The 17,701-nt window shown below is 40.8% G+C and carries 12 protein-coding genes; 8 read left to right on the forward strand and 4 right to left on the reverse strand.

All coding sequences use genetic code 11. The annotated features are described in order from the left end of the window. Window positions 1-447: 447 nt before the first annotated feature. The 4 genes from FM019_RS11005 (at window position 448) to FM019_RS11020 (ending at window position 5,119) form a co-directional block, all read left to right on the forward strand. Window positions 448-1,653, forward strand: a complete 1,206-nt coding sequence (locus FM019_RS11005) for an aspartate aminotransferase family protein (protein ID WP_143835987.1) — start codon at window positions 448-450, stop codon at window positions 1,651-1,653. A gap of 32 nt (window positions 1,654-1,685) precedes the next feature. After that, on the forward strand, window positions 1,686-2,720 hold the full coding sequence (gene astA / locus FM019_RS11010) for an arginine N-succinyltransferase (protein WP_143835988.1): 1,035 nt from the start codon (window positions 1,686-1,688) through the stop codon (window positions 2,718-2,720). A gap of 21 nt (window positions 2,721-2,741) precedes the next feature. After that, entirely contained in the window at window positions 2,742-4,214 is a 1,473-nt protein-coding gene (gene astD / locus FM019_RS11015; RefSeq protein ID WP_143835989.1) for a succinylglutamate-semialdehyde dehydrogenase, read from the forward strand. Window positions 4,215-4,306: 92 nt separating this feature from the next. Beyond that, window positions 4,307-5,119, forward strand: a complete 813-nt coding sequence (locus FM019_RS11020) for a DUF1338 domain-containing protein (RefSeq protein WP_143835990.1) — start codon at window positions 4,307-4,309, stop codon at window positions 5,117-5,119. Window positions 5,120-5,914: 795 nt separating this feature from the next. Here the strand turns inward: FM019_RS11020 and FM019_RS11025 are convergent. Next, window positions 5,915-6,832 carry a homocysteine S-methyltransferase family protein gene (locus tag FM019_RS11025; RefSeq protein ID WP_143835991.1) on the reverse strand — a complete coding sequence of 306 codons (918 nt, stop codon included), beginning with the start codon at window positions 6,830-6,832 and terminating at the stop codon, window positions 5,915-5,917. A gap of 203 nt (window positions 6,833-7,035) precedes the next feature. On the opposite strand from FM019_RS11025, the gene FM019_RS11030 reads away from it, so the two are divergent. Further along, entirely contained in the window at window positions 7,036-7,641 is a 606-nt protein-coding gene (locus FM019_RS11030) for a class I SAM-dependent methyltransferase (protein ID WP_260681610.1), read from the forward strand. A 47-nt stretch (window positions 7,642-7,688) separates the two neighbouring features. Continuing rightward, complete coding sequence (locus FM019_RS11035) at window positions 7,689-8,084, forward strand: hypothetical protein (protein ID WP_143835993.1); 396 nt, start codon at window positions 7,689-7,691, stop codon at window positions 8,082-8,084. Between the two features lie 318 nt (window positions 8,085-8,402). On the opposite strand, the gene FM019_RS11040 is transcribed toward FM019_RS11035, so the two are convergent. Continuing rightward, window positions 8,403-8,792, reverse strand: a complete 390-nt coding sequence (locus FM019_RS11040; RefSeq protein WP_143835994.1) for a RidA family protein — start codon at window positions 8,790-8,792, stop codon at window positions 8,403-8,405. Between the two features lie 1,037 nt (window positions 8,793-9,829). Here FM019_RS11040 and FM019_RS11045 point away from each other — a divergent pair. Beyond that, window positions 9,830-11,245, forward strand: coding sequence for a hypothetical protein (locus FM019_RS11045; protein ID WP_143835995.1), 1,416 nt, complete (start codon window positions 9,830-9,832; stop codon window positions 11,243-11,245). 901 nt (window positions 11,246-12,146) lie between these two features. On the opposite strand, the gene FM019_RS11050 is transcribed toward FM019_RS11045, so the two are convergent. Beyond that, complete coding sequence (locus FM019_RS11050; protein ID WP_143835996.1) at window positions 12,147-13,664, reverse strand: hypothetical protein; 1,518 nt, start codon at window positions 13,662-13,664, stop codon at window positions 12,147-12,149. Window positions 13,665-14,220: 556 nt separating this feature from the next. On the opposite strand from FM019_RS11050, the gene FM019_RS11055 reads away from it, so the two are divergent. Beyond that, the gene (locus tag FM019_RS11055) at window positions 14,221-17,343 is read left to right on the forward strand and encodes a hypothetical protein (RefSeq protein WP_143835997.1); all 3,123 of its coding nucleotides are present in this window, start codon (window positions 14,221-14,223) and stop codon (window positions 17,341-17,343) included. 141 nt (window positions 17,344-17,484) lie between these two features. On the opposite strand, the gene FM019_RS20920 is transcribed toward FM019_RS11055, so the two are convergent. Next, on the reverse strand, window positions 17,485-17,622 hold the full coding sequence (locus FM019_RS20920; RefSeq protein WP_221934373.1) for a hypothetical protein: 138 nt from the start codon (window positions 17,620-17,622) through the stop codon (window positions 17,485-17,487). Window positions 17,623-17,701: the final 79 nt, after the last annotated feature.

Genomic DNA, 17,701 nt, shown 5'->3' on the forward strand with positions numbered 1-17,701 from the left:
CTGCAAAACCCCAGTTCAAAAATGTACTAACCTCAACTCAGGATAAAGGGATCATCGTGGCATCGCTATTTTTAAGCCTACCGGCGTTGCGCTATTCGAGCAATTACCCGCTAAACGTACGATAGTGCATATTGATATGCACAAAAATTTCTGTGCAGATCCGTTGTTTAGCAACAAGCAACACGCAGGGATATAATAGGCGCGTAAAAAAATAGAATTTTTGTCCAACGTCTAATTCCCTCAACCCGAGCTGGGTTTAAATAGTTATTCACAATTCCTGCAAAATTAGCGTAAAGCCTTTATTTTTAAGGGATTGCAATACATAGAGTAGAGACAGATTGATTAAAATCTGACACAATGCGCAGTCCAAAATATTCGCTACAAGACAATGTTTGAATTATCGCTAAAACTGATTAGCGGCAGGTCAAGATAAATGTGAGGTAATGCATGCAAGTAACACGTAAAACGTTTGACGAAGTTATGGTCCCTAATTACAACCCAGCTTCTATGGTGCCTGTTAAAGGTGTCGGTTCAAGAGTATGGGATCAGGAAGGTACTGAATACATCGATTTTGCAGGCGGTATTGCGGTAAACGTATTGGGTCATTGCCACCCTGAGCTTGTCGCTACGTTAAAAGAGCAAGGCGAAAAGCTTTGGCACTTAAGTAACGTATTCACCAATGAACCATCAATGCGTCTTGCAAAGAAGCTTACTGATGCAACCTTTGCGGAACGAGTATATTTTGCCAACTCTGGGGCTGAAGCAAATGAAGCAGCGTTGAAGCTTGCCCGTCGTTTTGCCTTAGATCACTTTGGTGAAAGTAAAGACCAGATCATTTCTTTTAAACAAGGCTTTCACGGTAGAACATTTTTTACCGTTACAGTAGGCGGCCAAGCGGCTTATTCTGATGGTTTTGGTCCAAAACCTGGTGCCATCGATCATGTTGATTACAACGATCTTTCTGCCCTTGAAGCAGCGATGTCCGATAGAACCTGCGCCGTTATGATGGAACCTTTGCAAGGCGAAGGCGGGATAATCAGCCCAACTCAAGAATTTGTTGAAGGTGTTAGAGCACTTTGCGATAAACACAATGCCTTATTGATTTTCGACGAAGTACAATCTGGTGTCGGCCGCACAGGTCACCTCTATGCATACATGGGTTTAGGCGTTACACCTGATATTTTGACCACTGCAAAATCCCTAGGCGGCGGATTCCCAATTGGTGCCATGCTGACTACCGAAGAGATCGCCAAGAGCCTTAAACCAGGTACTCATGGTAGTACTTATGGCGGCAACCCATTAGCCTGTGCAGTCGCCGAAAAAGCGTTAGATATTGTTAACACTCCAGAAGTACTAGAAGGCGTTTTGAAAAAAGAAGCCCTGTTTCGTGAAGGAATAAAGGCTATCAATGATAAGTACAAAGTATTTACCGAAGTCCGTGGTAAAGGAATGCTTTTAGGCTGTGCATTGAATGAAGATTATAAAGGACGCGCAAGAGACTTTTTAGTTGCTTCAGCGGCAAACGGATTAATGTGTTTGGTCGCTGGCGCAAACGTCGTGCGTTTTGCTCCGTCTTTGGTGATCCCAGACGAAGATATCAAGGAAGGCCTAGAGCGCTTCGAACGCGCTGTTGCGCACGTGGTTAACGGTTAAGTCGCAGACCATAGTCTCAGGAGCGCCCGACAATGAAAGTGATCCGCCCGATAGCTGAAAAAGATTATGATTCATTGCATGATATCGCAATCGAATCAGGCATTGGTTTTACCTCATTGCCAGTAAATGAGTCTTTACTAAAAAGCAAAATAACCCGCTCTGAAGCTGCGTTTACTGAAAATGTTGATAAACCGGGAAACCAAAGTTATTTGTTTGTCATGGAAGACACTGAAACCGGCGAAGTAGTTGGCACAAGTGGCATCGAAGCAACCGTTGGATTAGACGATGCATTTTATCACTACCATTGCGGAAAAGTGGTTCATGCTTCTCGTGAGCTAAATGTGCACAATACCGTCGACATTTTAACCTTGTGCAACGACTACACTGGCGTGTCAGAAATTTGCACTTTATTTCTCAAAGAGAATGCACGACAAGGCAGCAATGGCCGTCTTTTGTCTAAATTTCGCTTTCTATTCATGGCTGAGCATCAACAGCGATTTGCGCAAACGGTCATTGCAGAAATGCGCGGTGTTAGCGACGAAAATGGCACCTCACCTTTCTGGCAATGGTTAGAAGAGCATTTCTTCTCTATGGATTTTCCCACTGCAGATTATATGACAGGGATAGGTGACAAAGTATTTATTGCGGAGTTAATGCCTAAGTATCCTATTTACGTGAATTTGCTGAGTAAAGCGGCTCAAGCCGTTATTGGCAAAGTCCACGAAAAGACTCGTCCGGCGTTGCAGTTGTTGCAACAAGAGGGCTTTAGTTGCAGAGGGTACGTGGATATATTCGACGCTGGCCCTACTGTTGAAGCGAACCTTGAACACATTCGCACCGCGCAAGCCAGCAAAAATTTGCCAATACATATTGATGACGATAAAGCTCAGCAAGGTATATTGAACTTTGTAATCAACACACAGGTGGAATCTTTCCGTGCAGTTACCACCGAAGTATTGGTCGATAGAGCGTCTGGTCAAGCGTATATTTCCGCCGCAGCTGCGCAATCCCTACAAGTAGAAAACGGACAATCAATTCGTTTTGCCCCAACAAAAATTAGCTGTTAAACAGCGACAGGAATACGAACTATGAGCACTCTTGCACATTTAATTGGTGGTCAATGGCAAGCTGGCCAAGGCCACGACATTCAGTCTATTGACCCAGCAAAAAAACAGCGTATCTGGCAAGCGAAGTCTGCATCTGCCCAGCAAGTAGATGAAGCTATCGCGTCGGCTCGCAATGCTTTTATCGATTGGAGTGATTTGGATTTCGAATCTCGTCTTGCAATTGTTAAACGTTACGCTGAGCTTTTAGGCGAAAACAAACAAGATCTGGCTTTAACCATTGCTCAGGAGACTGGAAAGCCACTTTGGGAAACCGCCACTGAAGTCGCAGCTATGATTGGCAAAATAGGTATTTCTGAAAAAGCTTATCATGAACGCACTGGAACCGTTGAAAACCCTATGCCATTGGGCAAAGCCTTTATTCGTCACAAAGCGCATGGTGTGGTCGCCGTGTTTGGTCCCTATAACTTCCCTGGGCATCTGCCAAACGGACACATTGTTCCGGCTTTATTGGCAGGCAACACCATTGTCTTTAAACCCAGCGACCTGACACCGTTGGTCGCAGAAAAAATGGTCAAAATATGGCAACAAGCTGGTTTACCTGATGGGGTGCTAAACCTGGTACAAGGCGAAGTTGAAACCGGCAAAGCACTTGCCAGCCATAATGGAATCGATGGTCTGTTTTTTACTGGTAGTTCACGCACTGGCAAGATCCTACACGAGCAATTTGCCGGCCACCCTGGCAAAATACTTGCCCTTGAAATGGGCGGCAACAACCCGCTGATTGTTAAAGATGTTAGTGACATAGATGCCGCAGTGCATGACATTGTGCAATCCGCGTTTGTTACCTCAGGACAACGCTGTACCTGTGCCAGAAGATTGTTTATCGAAGCTGGAGCAAAAGGCGACGCCATATTGGCCCGATTGATAGACGTCACCAAGAACATTGGCGTAGGTCAATACGACGCTGATGAACAACCGTTTATGGGTGCAATGATTTCTTCACAAGCAGCAGCGTCAATGGTCAGAGCACAAGACCAATTAATCGAATTAGGTGCCAGCGTACTCATCAAGTTGCAACACACAGATACAGAATCGGGCTTTGTCACACCAGGAATTTTGGATGTAACGGCTATCGCGAACGTCATGCCAGATGAAGAACACTTTGGGCCTTTATTAAAAGTGATCCGTTACAATGATTTTGATGATGCGATTGCGATGGCCAACAATACAAGTTTTGGCCTCAGTGCTGGGCTTCTGAGCGACAACGAAAGCGATTACCAGCATTTCTTTAAACGCATTCGAGCGGGCATTGTGAATTGGAACCGCCCCATCACAGGCGCTAGCAGTGCCGCGCCTTTTGGCGGAATTGGTGAAAGCGGGAATCACAGGGCAAGCGCATACTACGCTGCCGATTACTGTGCATTCCCAGTCGCATCAGTCGAGCTTGAAGCAGTGAACATGCCAGCTAGCTTAAGCCCAGGCCTTAAATTTTAGCAAGCCAGATTAGGTTTCAAGTTCTAATTTTTCCACATTAAATAGGCTTTGCGGGATTTTCCGCAGAGCCTGATGTTTTAAGAGATACCATTATGCATACAAATATTGATACCTTGTTCGCCAATCTATGGCAGGACTACTTGGCGATCACGCCTTCAGCACAGAAAGTTCACCAACTTCTTGGCGAAACAGCAGGCCAATCAGAACTCGTTAACGACCATGTTGCATTTCGTACTTTCAACATAGACAAAATCAACCTAGATAAACTAGCCGCACACTTCATTGCCCTAGGGTACGAAGAAAAAGGTCAATACAACTTTGAGCAAAAGAAGTTAATTGCAAAACATTTTGAACATGCTGATACCACTAAACCAAAAGTTTTTATCAGTGAACTAATTGTTGAAGCCTTTAGTGAGTCCGTTCAAGCAATTATTCAAAAAATGGTAACGAATATCGAACCGAACGCCGCCGCGCAAGATGACTTTTTATATTCAGGAACCCACTGGCAGGTATCAAGCGAAGACTATGACACCTTGTTGGAAGCCTCTGAATATGCAGCGTGGATGGCAGCGTGGGGATTTCGTGCAAATCACTTCACGGTTTCAGTCAACCATTTACAACATTTCCAAGTGTTGGCCGATGTCAATCAGCAGCTTAAAGAAGCGGGGTTTGTACTCAACACCTCTGGTGGTGAAATAAAAGGCGGTCCAGAGGTTCATCTTGCGCAGTCCTCGACCATGGCCGATCACATTGAAGTCCAATTCAGTGATACCAAAAAGCAGATACCTAGTTGTTTCTACGAATTTGCACAGCGTTATAAAATGCCTGATGGAAATATGTATCAGGGATTTGTCGCAGCATCTGCTGACAAGATTTTTGAAAGTACTAACGCCAAAACGATGTGATCACCCCATATCTACCAATAAATAAGTTCGTTTACAAGCTAACAGCTGTCGTTTGGCGTCAGGCAGTTGTTAGCTTAACCGAGTTTTAAACAGCCTACTCTTGTGACGATCACTCCAGTTTTTGTGGTTTTACTCAAAAGCCCAATTTCGACTGACTGCCAAATACCTTAATTTGTCCCCTCTTCACGGTTCCTACCAATATACATTCACGCGGCTGGCACAGATATAGTCAAAAAAAAGCATATCCATATTCTTGCAGGTGTATGTCACGGTCGCATTCGCATGTTCGAGCACCATGGTAAGTACTTTCAGCCGTTGCGATAACAAAAGTAAAATGTGTACCCAATACATAGCTATGCAAAAAAATAGGGATTCCTTTAGCTGTGCCAATAATGGTAGAAAAGCCAAATTCCGTTGAGTAAGGAATATTGAGTACTCTTCGTAAGAAATATTTCTTCTGACCGTTTTTGTCCAGCGTATTTTAACTAATCGACACTAAAAAATATTGATTTTTGGGCAAACAAATAAAGCGTGAGCTTTACAAAAGAAATTAAAAAAAAGGCGACAGATATTTGTAATGTCAGAACTCAGTGAGTTTAGTAGCGATAGGCTGGCAAACATAAACCATTAAAAAAGCATCACCTTGAAGCACACTACAAAAATAACATGTCCAATTGCACTACGAAACAGGTTACTAGTGGTGAGTCGTTTTATAATTAAATTTTAACAACGACTCACCGATAATCTATGATCTTGTAAGTTGCACAGAGCCTATTACAGGATCATTAAAAGCTTTTAAGCTAGCATCTTAGACACATGCCTGATGTCTGTGCCACAACACCCACCAAGAATGTTTATAGACGGGTGTTGATCCACAATGTTTTTCACTTGCATTGCGAGTTCAACTGGGTCCCCATCGTCGAGTACTTCGCATTCGTCCAGTTCCGCGTGGCTTTTGCAAGAAGCGTTCGTTCTTATACCTTTTATTCTCTTGGTCCAACACTCTCCGGCAAGCAATGCAGTTTCAAAGTGAGTCGGGTGGGCACAATTTACCATATAGTAATCTGGCCCTCCGCCTGTTGTTTTATCAACAGTTTCAATTGCATCTTTCAAAGAGCTTCCGTCTGGTAATCGCCCATCTGTTTCAGTTGTAAATGAAATAACAACCGGCATATTGCATTCTTTTGCTGCCTTTACTATACCTATTGCCTCATCTGGATAATTCAACGTTAGTGCAGTTATCAAGTCAACATCTGCACTAGCAAGAGTTGCAACTTGCTCGGAATGATATTCGTATGCCTCTTCCATGGTCATTCGTTCAGTCACCACGTACCCGTCGTTACGAGGGCCGATACAACCGCTTATTAGGCTATCCGTTTGTGCATGCTGTGCTTGTAGATTTCTCATGAAAGAAACACATTTCAAATTCAGAGCTTGTATTTCCTTTGTTTTTAGCCCTAGTTTATTACACCAATCTCTGTTGGCTCTCCAGGTTGGAGTGTCAAGTAGCAAAGTAATTTTGTGTTTGTCAGCTAACTCAAAATAATCGCTGAAATAATCCCTTAATGCATTTCGTCCATTTTCAGACCCAAGCAAAGTAAATGATGCAAACAAAGGTAAGTCTATTTCTTTTTGAAAAACCATTACAGTTTCTAAGCCACCGTCGGTTATAAATAAATCATTTGTCTGGTGAGGTAATTTAAGTTTAGTCATTTTTTTTCCTTTTGAAGGTAAGTAAATTGAGTTGTCAAACCCAATTACTAGAACAATCTCTATAAAGTTGCAAAATACACGAAATTATACTTTGGAGGATCCTATGAACGCCCCATTTAGCTCCAATTGGGGTTTTTAAGCCTAGTTAGTCTCGCGCTAGGTGAAATACTATAGGTCTACAGTAGATAGCGGGGAGTAGGCATATTCAAGCTGAATCTAAAAAGTATTATTTTGATTCGACGAGAGACAAAGATATTCGAGATGAGCTAAAACTAGCCTCTGATTTGTCAGTGTCTAAAAAGGTAGCAATCGATTGTGGATGTGGATCAGGAAGCGACATAGGTTTTTTACTCGACGAAGGTTTCGAAGTGTATGCATTTGATATTGAAGAATATGCTATAGAGCTCTGTAAGCGTAGGTATTCAAGGAATTCCAAGGTTCACCTAAATATTGCGACTTTCTATGATTATGCTTACCCTAAAACCAACCTCTTTGTCGCCGACTCGAGTCTGTTTTTCTGCCACCCAAATAAATTTGAAAGTGTCTGGCAGGAAATTTGTGCGTCTCTAGAACCTAATGGGGTTTTTTGTGGATCTTTTTTAGGTCCAAAAGATTCCATGATAGGTAGTGGCGGTGCACGAACTAGATATTGGGATGATTTATTGGTGCTTAGCGAAGAGCGAATTATTCAGTTGTTTGAGAATTTTTCGATTAAGCTTTTTTCGGAACATTTGCAAGAGGGGATAAACATTGAAGGCGCGCAACACCGATGGCATATATATTCGTTAGTAGCAAAAAAAATTAGGTAATGTTTTTTCGCAACGAAATTGGTTAAAAAATTTAAAGGAGCAAATAAGTGAAGAAATTTTTACCTACTCCAGAGAGGCCTCAACTCTATTTGGGATTCGTATTTTTTATCTTAGGAGGGTGGTGTATTGTTGACCCACAAACTGTCGAATCTCTCTCAATAAATCAACAATACGTGATTCTCAATGATCTTTCCAGCCTACTTCTTCAGTGTTTCGGAGCACAGGCCGTTTTAGTATCAATTGTCATTTTCTGGTCAACGTTTACAAAAAAAACTTATGTTATATTTGGATTGTTTGGCTCAATTCCATTTGTTTATTTTAACTATTATTTCGTTTTTGTTGAACCTATGTTCTCCAAATTGATGCTCCTGGACTTTTTTGGAAATTTATCTATCCTGGGCACTTGCATTTGGGGCGCTATCTCTACAAAACAAGTTAATTAGTAGTTATTAACCACAACAATAATCGATACTGCATTGCTAAATCAGGAAATTTAATGGTAGCTCGCTGCTATTTTTTCCAAGAGTATAGTGTGTTTGCGCGATGTCCGTTAACGATTAATTATCGTTAAACCTGATTTGTATATTGTTACCACATAATATGTCTACTCATAAACCAAACCTTGAGGTTTAAGAAATATTGAATTTATAATTGCCTTCAAATACAAACATATCGGTGAGGTAAAGCAAAGTGAGCTGCACGAAAATCACTCAAAATGTGGTGTGATATTAGAACGAGTGAGACGTTATTTGAATATATCTTTAACTACAACCTTTGGAAATTTTTGCGTCAATTTCAACCATTTGATGTTCATAGCCTAACATCGAAACACCCAATAGTGTTGAAGGCGGTGCCCCGTCGGGAAACATAAATGTCACAGCTTTCCATGCTTTCAGGAGATCATCTCGATTCCCTGCAACATATATCGTTATATGCTTGATATCATCAAAACTAAAAAAGTGACAATTCATTACTTTCTTTAAGTTGACTAAGCATTGTCTGGCTTGGATAAAAGGGTCAGATATTCCAACCAAGTTGTTCTTAGAGTCGAGTGGGACTTGACCCGAAACAAACAATCGCTCACCGCAACGTTTGGCAAATGAATAATTTTCAGTTTGATGAAGGCCAGCTCTAGTTTCTATCTCGTTCATTTATGCTCTTATTAACTCTTTAAATTTGTGCCCTAATCAATGCGTTACAATCATAAATTCGATGCCCACCTCATCTAATAATAGTTTCCTATGCAGGAGCTACAGTGTGAAGGCCATTACAAGTAAACTCTCACTGATATCTATCAATTTGAGAGGTCAAGAATACCAGGTTAATCATTTCAATCGGCTCGATGCCAAGTTGACCCCAAGTTTTAATACTACGACTTAGATCCCCCAATTGGTAATATTGACAGAAGTGCCAAAGTATATTTTGTCTGTTTACGCTCAATTCCAAGCGGTTCACAGGTATTAATTATATTCACAGACTTTTCAGTCTTACAAAGTGCTATTAAGTCTCAATCGTCCAATGCGCGGTAGCTATTTCTCAGAGAGCATTGCGCAGTAAAATCATTGTTATTATGTTTGGGCCATAGAATTTTTTTAGCTGACCGATTTCATCCGCAGATTTTATAGATTTATACATTACAAATTCGACCCTCTATGGGGTTGGAATTTGAGGTGCTTAGGATCACGCTTTTCTCTTCTTCTATTAATCGTTCTCGTAATGTTTAGTAATTATCCCGCCTGATCAATCGATGGCTAATAAACGAAATAATACTCCTCTAAAAATTCAATTAAATACTAAAATTGACAGATTGATGCTTAATAAGTCACTCATTTATAAATAAAACAAACAACGCTGTTGCTTGTCAGTTAGTCTGCAGCCTTATCCAGAATGCACTGCCAAATATGTTGCTCAAAAGCTTCATAAAAACGGAGTGTTAACTCATTTTAAAATCATAATTCGAATTTGTTGCAACTTCCTTAGAGCATATGGCGTATTTAGACTCACGCAAGAGAGGTAGGTTATATCGTTTTGCAACACCTCACGATGTTTTGAAACAACTTGACGAATCTTGCAACTGCAACAACTTGTAGCGAAGAGTTAATATTAAGTGCGGACGTTTTAGAAGACCGTACTTCAGTATTTAAGAAATTAAGTAATCAGTTAAAAATTAAGAAAGGAGTAAATACCAATGCGAAGTCAGTCTAGTTTAGTAGCGCTCATATTATCTGCTGCATTAATGTTTTCAGCATGTGTGAACGCCACAGATGTGCTAGGACATTCTCAAATAAGTAGCCCTTTGGAAGTCGTTGACTTCGGTAATAATCTTGATATCAGCGAAGGGAAGTATAATCAATTTTTGGTAACGACTGACCCTGGGTATACTAAGCTTCGGCCTACTGGATATCACAGTTCACCAACCGAGCACACAATTGAAGGAGCTGTGTATATCTATAAAAGGAGCAGAATTTCCTCTGGAGAATATTCAGACTGGAAGCTTCTCCACTCGATAAAATATAGCGATAATCCAATGTCGTGGCATATGATTGATTTTGGTTTTGATGGGTTAGGTGAGGACATTGGACTTTCGGCATCTATATCACCAAGTGGAGAATGGTTAGCAATTGGAAGAACACATGCAGGTGATAGCCATACTGGTCGTCGTCCCGGGGCAGTTGAAATCTATCGACTTGATAGTTCTTCCGATTTCTACAGCCATCACTCCACGGTGCCAGGAAATTTTGCATATGAAAATTTTGGTTACGAAGTTGACATTACAGATAGATACTTGGTTGTAAGCGACCCATTTTATAATGGTAATCGCGAAAATATGGGCGCAGTTGAAGGTTACAAATTGATTTCGGGGCGCTGGGAGTACCAATGGAGATTAACTTCCAGTATTGTTAATAAGAGCTCTGTACAAGGAAATAAATTTTTTGGCTTTTCAATAGAAATTGATGACAAAACTAACAATTCAGTTGTCATAGGAATGCCTGGAGATGAGTCACACTTCGGTGCAGCATATGTGTTTTCAATGGATAATCCTACAGATTACCCTATACGCGTTAGCAATCCTTATCAGCAAAGTGGTGATCAGTTTGGCAAATCAGTTTCCATATCGAATAACGTGGTTGCAGTATGCTCTCCAAATTACACTTCAAGTAATCGCCTTGAAAGCGGCTCAGTCGGCGTGTTTAACATCAGCAAGGGCAAAGCGAATTACATTGACAATTACCTACCTTACAATCGAAGCTATTATGACGCGCAGTCAGAGGCCCATTTTTGTTCGGACGTAAGTGTGTCGGCTTCTTCAATAAATAAATGGGATATTGCAGTAGGTTCAGCCGACTACAATTTTCGGTCTGGCCGCAACAATAGAACGGACTCCGGAGCAATATACATCTACAGTCAGCATTGGCTTTCTGGTTTAAGTCGCCATCGTCGAGTTTCTCCGAGTGTAGTTCCTAGTTCTCACCAAGGAATTGCAGTGAAAATGGTCAATTCCTACTCTGGTAGAGAAGCGTTTAGTACCATGAAAAAAGCAAAAACTTATGTAGGAGATTCTTCACCAGCACGAATAATATTCTATCCGATAAGTGGTTACTAAAAGTGAGTACAAGAGTTTTTTTAAAAGGCTCTTGTTCCCGCGAGGCGTCTTATTTAGTTCACTTGTTGATAATCTGCAAATAAAACGAACCGCATCACGGGTTTTACATTGTTTTTGCACTTCATATCAGAAACATACAGCTACAAGCTTTCAGTCAAACAGATTGCTTACAGCAAATTTTACCTGCTAGCAAAACACTGGGGCTAGGGATTCATTGGGACGAGAGAAAACCCGAATGTGATCTCAGGGGTCCGCAGTTCATTTAACTGGTGGGATAATATGGGAATAGAGCCCGAGATCATTTATTTAGAGAGAACTAAAGATTTTAGAAACTCCGAAGCATGTAAAATAAGGTCAAATAGTTTTTATCCATTTCTAGTACTGGAAAATACCATAATAGGCTAACTCTCAAGTTCGGCAAATGTCTAATAAACTTTGTGTGCGTATATTGAAAACTACGTGGCAACAGACTTACTGATAAACAATTATTCTGAAACAGGCAAGAACATTACGTTCAATGAATACCGTTCTTGCTTAACCAGGCTTACGACTACTGTCAAGTTAGACGCGCTTATTCTTTTTTCTCAATATTCGGAACTTGTGCCTTAACCATAAAGTTCCTGTCAAAATTTGATTTTTTACTAGTTGTGCAGTCTGATTTTTACATCATCTGAAAAGAAGCTTTACGGGGGTAGACGCTCATTGCGTTACGACAGTTAAAGAATTTTGTTTACTATATTATTTTACGTTTTGAAGTTAGTCTAAAGATCTCTTGAGCAAGTTGTTTTGTACACATATTTAGTGGCTTTCTTCGCAGATAATATACCAAGATTGCCACCTGATACGGTAATTGTCCAAATATTAACAGTACCAAGTGACTACTTTAACAATGCAACTGAAGTTAATGCTGAATTACTTTTATAGAATCAACGATTCCCATAAACGGTAAACCTGCAGTGGAATAAGCATAAGTAATAATACCTATAGATACTTCCCCATCTACCCCCCAAGTAGGCCCACTGCTCGCATCTTGATATGCCAAATCTCCATTTTGATTGTACAGATTCCAACGATCAAGGTTTTCATTCCCACTTAAATTTGGTAATTGCCAATAGGCGCTCAGCGTGCCGTCTAGACTACCAACTAACCGAAGGTCTGCTCTTCCATTTGGTAATATGTTTTCTCCAGCGTCAGTTGTTCGAGAAATTCCATCGGAAGTTAACTTTCCCTCTATTGTATTTTGCACTTCTCCACGATGACCAACTACCAAATGAGCGGAATTTACGTTCTCGAAACTGGGATGGTGAATTTGAACACCAACAAAATTATAAGCTCCTCTCGCAGGGTTGTGAGGACTTAAAGGGTTATCCAGTGGAGCAGTACCGACGTTTCTCAAAATAACTTCAAAAGGGAACTTAAACCCTTCTACAAAATCTAATCTTCCCTGATCCGAATGGTAGAACAAAGTTCTGTCTCCATCATTGTTTAGCAGTCTAGCCTCATATCTGCCACATTTCTTTCCTACGTCCGGCAGGGCTTCAGTGTTAATGGACGAAAAAGAATTAAGAGGCTCTAGATGGGTACAATCAAATGAATCTTCAATACTGATTTGTTCATTAATAGGAGTCACATCTACATATATACTTTTATTTGTTGAAAGGCCTTCTGAGTCAACCACACTAACCTCTATAGTGAAGCTCTGAGCTGGAGCCGTAACCATAATCGAGCTGCCATTATGTGTAAATTCCTCAGCACTCCATTGGATAGAGTTCGATAGATCTCCATCTTCTTCATCGATCGCAGTTGCATCTATAGAAAAAGTCGCGTTTTGTTGAACTGCAATACTTGTTAATGAAAGTGATAGCACTGGTGCCGTGTTCTGAGGTTCGTGAACAGGCTCCTCATTATCTCGTAATTCATAGCGAAATCTTACGGCTGTTGCACCGACATATTGGTTATTACTACCCTCAGAACTAATTTCGACAAAACCACTTTGACCTAAATCAAATTCAAAGCTGCCAATCGGACGCCATTGCCCCACAAATTCGTCAGATTCGCAGTTTTGATCAACTACCAATTCTGCTGTTCCATGCTTGTGCACAACGGTATGTTTCACTTCCGTGCTTCTAGGAGTATAACAAGAGTTAAAGACTTCGACCTCATAAGTACTAAGTTGAGGAAAGTTAGGTGAAAAACGATAAGTACTATTGCCACCAGCAGAAGTGTACACACCTCTGTTGCCGTTGTATGGCATAGATGCACCGCTTGCGTAGTACCAATCCCCACTATGACTTGTTCCTTCACCATTTGCCTGCAAAATGATTTCCGATGGGCTGGCATAAAGACTAAGGCATACAGAGGCCGACGTAAGCAATAATAAACTTTTGAATAATGTTCTTTTAACGTGAATTGAATGCATTGAATACAACCTGTTGGGGGACCAAAACGTTAGTGTTTGCAACTCCAAGTTTCTATTAATATTGCAACCAGTTAAGGCGGTATAAAAATTGAAGCACATCATATTTGGTCCGTTGAATCGAGCGCATTATTGTATAGAGCTGCCTCGATGTTTAACTGGTCGTATTGGTCGTATTGAGTGCAACAAAGACATGAAGCAATTTATAGCTTTAGCTCGTTTTTTGGGAATGTGACAGGTTATCGAAGCATGATTTGTTTTTAGTGCGCTTTTTGGCCCTTTTAACTTCTTTGTGCAACATACACCGCTCATATTTTCTGGTCTTTAGAGGTACAGTCCCAAACTGTTTTCATCATTGTCATTTCTAGTCACCCCACTACTTTTGATGCTTCTCGACGGACTTGAAAGTTAGTTTGATTTCGACATGATTCGATAGAGGAAGACACTGAGAGTATCCTCACCTTGATAACTCTTCGTGTGGACGTTGTTTAGCATAGAAGTTTGGAGCCATGTTGAAAGGTCATTCGGACAAATATTAATTCACTACGTGGAGTAGACAATGGTCAAGTATCTAGCAACACGAACTATTCTCATAGGGATACTATCCCTTAGCGCAAACTCTTTTGCCAACGAGAGAGAGCTTATCTCCAATGGAGATTTTGAAAGTGGATATCATGGTTTTTTTGCCAATGATTCGGCTAATTTATCAATTTTAAATACTGGGGAGTCTGTACATCCGCCTCTTAGAGGGAATTCGAGTTTAATCGTCGATTTACCACCATATTATGAAGTGTCTTACCTTCACGATCCGAACTGGGGAAGTGGTGAATTTTATCAAGTAATATCTTCCAAAGCTCTGGTGAAAAACGTATCTGATGTGCTCGCTGATATTGAATTGTGCAGCAATGTTTATTTCCAGAATGGTACGCTAGTTTCCTCTTGTGATAATGCTAAGCTCTCTCCTAATGAGATAGTCAATTTTGAGGCCGTTTCAGACATTGAGCCAAATGTTGAAGTAGACCGGGTTTGGTTTCGCATTGAATCTAAACACGATGTTGGTACTGTAAAACTCCTTGTAGATGAAGTATCGATGGTCGTAACCCCCCCGACTACAGGTAACTCCCAACCACCTGTTAATGTAGCTTTACCTGAAATCCCTTCGAGTTTTGACACACTTTTAGACTCTTCATTTGAAGCTAACTTAAATGGTTTTACGTCTACCAGTAGAGACAGTACTTTTGAAATAATCAAGCCAGGTCTAGATAATAATGGAAGTCTTCGAGCCGATTTGCCAAGTTATCATAGGATATTTTTTTCTTACGATTTTCCATGGAATAGTAACACTTTCAGTGATTCTGCTAAGGCACACATATATGCAAAGCAGCTAAGCAGTGATTATACCGGCTACCTAGAAATGTGCTTATTTATAGTATTTCAAAACGGAGACTTTAGTAGAAATTGCTTAGACTCTACGGATTCTCTGACAGTTTCCGGTGAATTGCTGGAAGTGGCTATTGATGACGGTACACAAAGCCCAATTGAAGTTGATCGGATTTACTTCTCTATACAGAATATAGGCAATGAGAGGGCACAATTGTATCTAGATAGCGCGTACGTTGGTTTACACACTGTATTAGCCAACGAGGGCCCTGTTGACTCTTCTCCGGCGATACCTCCCGCTGCGCCCCCATCTGATCCTCATGACCCCGATGAGAATTTGGCGACTGATTTAGAATGGACAAAAAACATTTCACCATCTCACCCGAGATTGCTTTTTACCCAAGATAATATGAATGAACTGCGAGACTGGCATTCTAAAAACCCATTCGAACCAGGAAATATATTAATACCTGGTTACAGTGGCTTCGATCCTTCTGGCAATGCGTTTAAATACCTTCTCACAGGCGAGAGTCGTTATGCAGACATAGCTATCGAGGGTATGTATCGAGCTGCTGAAGAAATATATTCGGAGTTAAATTTAAAAACCTGCAATACCTGTCGTTGGTATGGTGAGGAAACAATTTTGTCGTTTGATTGGCTATATGATTATATGAGTGCAGAACAGAGAAATTACATCGCTTCTCGTTTAACTCCTACTTTTGAAAAATTCCTCGATACATATTGGGGCTCTGCTCTGCCTATATTTGATGAAAATAACTTCTTTTGGGGTTATTTCCGCAATGCTGTTCTTTGGGGCATTGCTATTTATGGTGACGATGAAAAAGCGGACATGTTTTTGCAGCGTTCTTTGGCAGAAAGGTGGGAAAATATAGGTATTCCTCATTTCAATATTGGCTCTCCTTCAGGAATACCTTCTGAAGGAGTTAATTATGGACCTTATCTGCTCTATTATAAGAATTCCGTGCAAAAAACTCTAAAGATGTACGGACGTGACCTGCATACAGAAACAAATTGGTATCGGAATTCGGCATGGTGGTTATTGTATTCAACCCTACCAAAGAAAACCTTTGACAACCCAAACTCCGAGGCTGCGGGTTGGACAGTGTTTCCATACGGTGATGCAGGTGGGTTCTATAGTGGTAACGCACAACTAAATTATGGCCTACAAAGATTTTTATCTTATGCGTTAACTGAATGGGATGGTTCTGGGTTAGAGGGTTACTTGCGAAATATTACAGAGCGGAATTCATCCGCGTCAGAAATACCCAACTATATTAAAGCGTTTGATAACGGTGGAGATGTTTCTCAATTGAATCAGTTGCCAACTGATTATTTCATAGATGGTGAGCTGGCATACGCATATACTAAAAGCTCATGGGACGAGGATGCGGCAGTAGTTAATTTACAACTGACTTCGCCTAACCCTGTGGGACACGAGCACTTAGATTCAGGAAATTGGCAGTTCTGGAAAGATGGCGTTTGGGCAAGCCGGGAATCTCCTGCAAGAGGATACGGATCGCTAAACGGGCAAATACCAGGTTACCTCGAACAAGAAAGAGTTAATGTCAACTTACCAATTGCACACAATGTATTGTTAGTGAACGGAGAGGGGCCTCAATATCAATATGAACCGCGTGGAAGTGTTACTGATGTTACTAGCGAGGATGACTATTTTTATGCGTCCGTAGATTTGAGTGATGCTTACAGTGATAAAGTCGTGGATAATGTGAAGCGAAGCTTTCTTTTTATAAAACCAATCGAAAGTTTGTTGATCTTGGATAACGTTGTTAAAAGAGATCCGGATGCTGCGATGACCTTTATTGCGCACTTTCAATCCCATCCTCAGATCTCACACGACTCATACTCGGCGGTCAATAGGCATATTGAAACTAAGATAACAACATTGCTGCCTACAGAGGGTGTTAGTACTAGAGTTGTTAATGAGGAACGGGAGATTAGAGTGGACGGACAGCCATTCGATAATGCACATAGATTAATGGTTGAATCAAAATCTAGTCAGTTTCTGCTCCATGCAGTTGTAGCCAAGTCTGTTTCTGAAAAGGAATTGACTTTCGACTTAGTGGAGGGCAACTCAAATTATTTAGTCAAAGTCTTAGCCGGAGAAGATTTGGTTGCTGAGATATCAATTGATAAAGATAGTATGAATTTTTCAAAAATTGGCATTAATAAATTGGGTGAAGAGCTCGTTGATATTCCAAAAGGTATTGAAAAAATGTCGCTCGACAATGACTCAATTACTTGGAACAACGTCTACAAATAGAATCATTATATTCACTACCTTGTCTTTAGTGGCCTGTATTTGACGCGGGCCGCTTTGTTCGCAGAACAACTTATTCAAAATCATCTGTAGCGGTCAAGCAATATCAGCGAGGGTCTTATAGTTATTCCAGTACGGCTGTCTCTATTCATTTCGTGTCAATCCAACTTGTATAAATGCGTCCACAGCCGACTTTAATAACCAAAAAATAAATTCGTCAATCCGTCGTTTGGCTTCGGTAAAATTTCGTCTGTCTGTTGTTGGTACCCATTCTGTTTTCATGCTTCTAGAGAACATTTCCAATGGGCCATTATTCCAAAAGTCGCCGCGCTGCCATTAACAATTCATCCAAGGCGATATC

Source organism: Aliiglaciecola sp. M165 (genome assembly GCF_007197995.1).
Classification (GTDB): domain Bacteria; phylum Pseudomonadota; class Gammaproteobacteria; order Enterobacterales; family Alteromonadaceae; genus Aliiglaciecola.

Excerpts from the sequence above, each read along its gene's own strand:
- FM019_RS11055 (WP_143835997.1), top strand. The coding sequence starts at position 14,221 with ATGGTCAAGTATCTAGCAACACGAACTATTCTCATAGGGATACTATCC.
- FM019_RS11005 (WP_143835987.1), top strand. The coding sequence starts at position 448 with ATGCAAGTAACACGTAAAACGTTTGACGAAGTTATGGTCCCTAATTAC.
- FM019_RS11040 (WP_143835994.1), bottom strand. The coding sequence starts at position 8,792 with ATGAACGAGATAGAAACTAGAGCTGGCCTTCATCAAACTGAAAATTAT.
- FM019_RS20920 (WP_221934373.1), bottom strand. The coding sequence starts at position 17,622 with ATGAAAACAGAATGGGTACCAACAACAGACAGACGAAATTTTACCGAA.
- FM019_RS11050 (WP_143835996.1), bottom strand. The coding sequence starts at position 13,664 with ATGCATTCAATTCACGTTAAAAGAACATTATTCAAAAGTTTATTATTG.
- FM019_RS11045 (WP_143835995.1), top strand. The coding sequence starts at position 9,830 with ATGCGAAGTCAGTCTAGTTTAGTAGCGCTCATATTATCTGCTGCATTA.
- FM019_RS11025 (WP_143835991.1), bottom strand. The coding sequence starts at position 6,832 with ATGACTAAACTTAAATTACCTCACCAGACAAATGATTTATTTATAACC.
- astD (WP_143835989.1), top strand. The coding sequence starts at position 2,742 with ATGAGCACTCTTGCACATTTAATTGGTGGTCAATGGCAAGCTGGCCAA.
- astA (WP_143835988.1), top strand. The coding sequence starts at position 1,686 with ATGAAAGTGATCCGCCCGATAGCTGAAAAAGATTATGATTCATTGCAT.
- FM019_RS11020 (WP_143835990.1), top strand. The coding sequence starts at position 4,307 with ATGCATACAAATATTGATACCTTGTTCGCCAATCTATGGCAGGACTAC.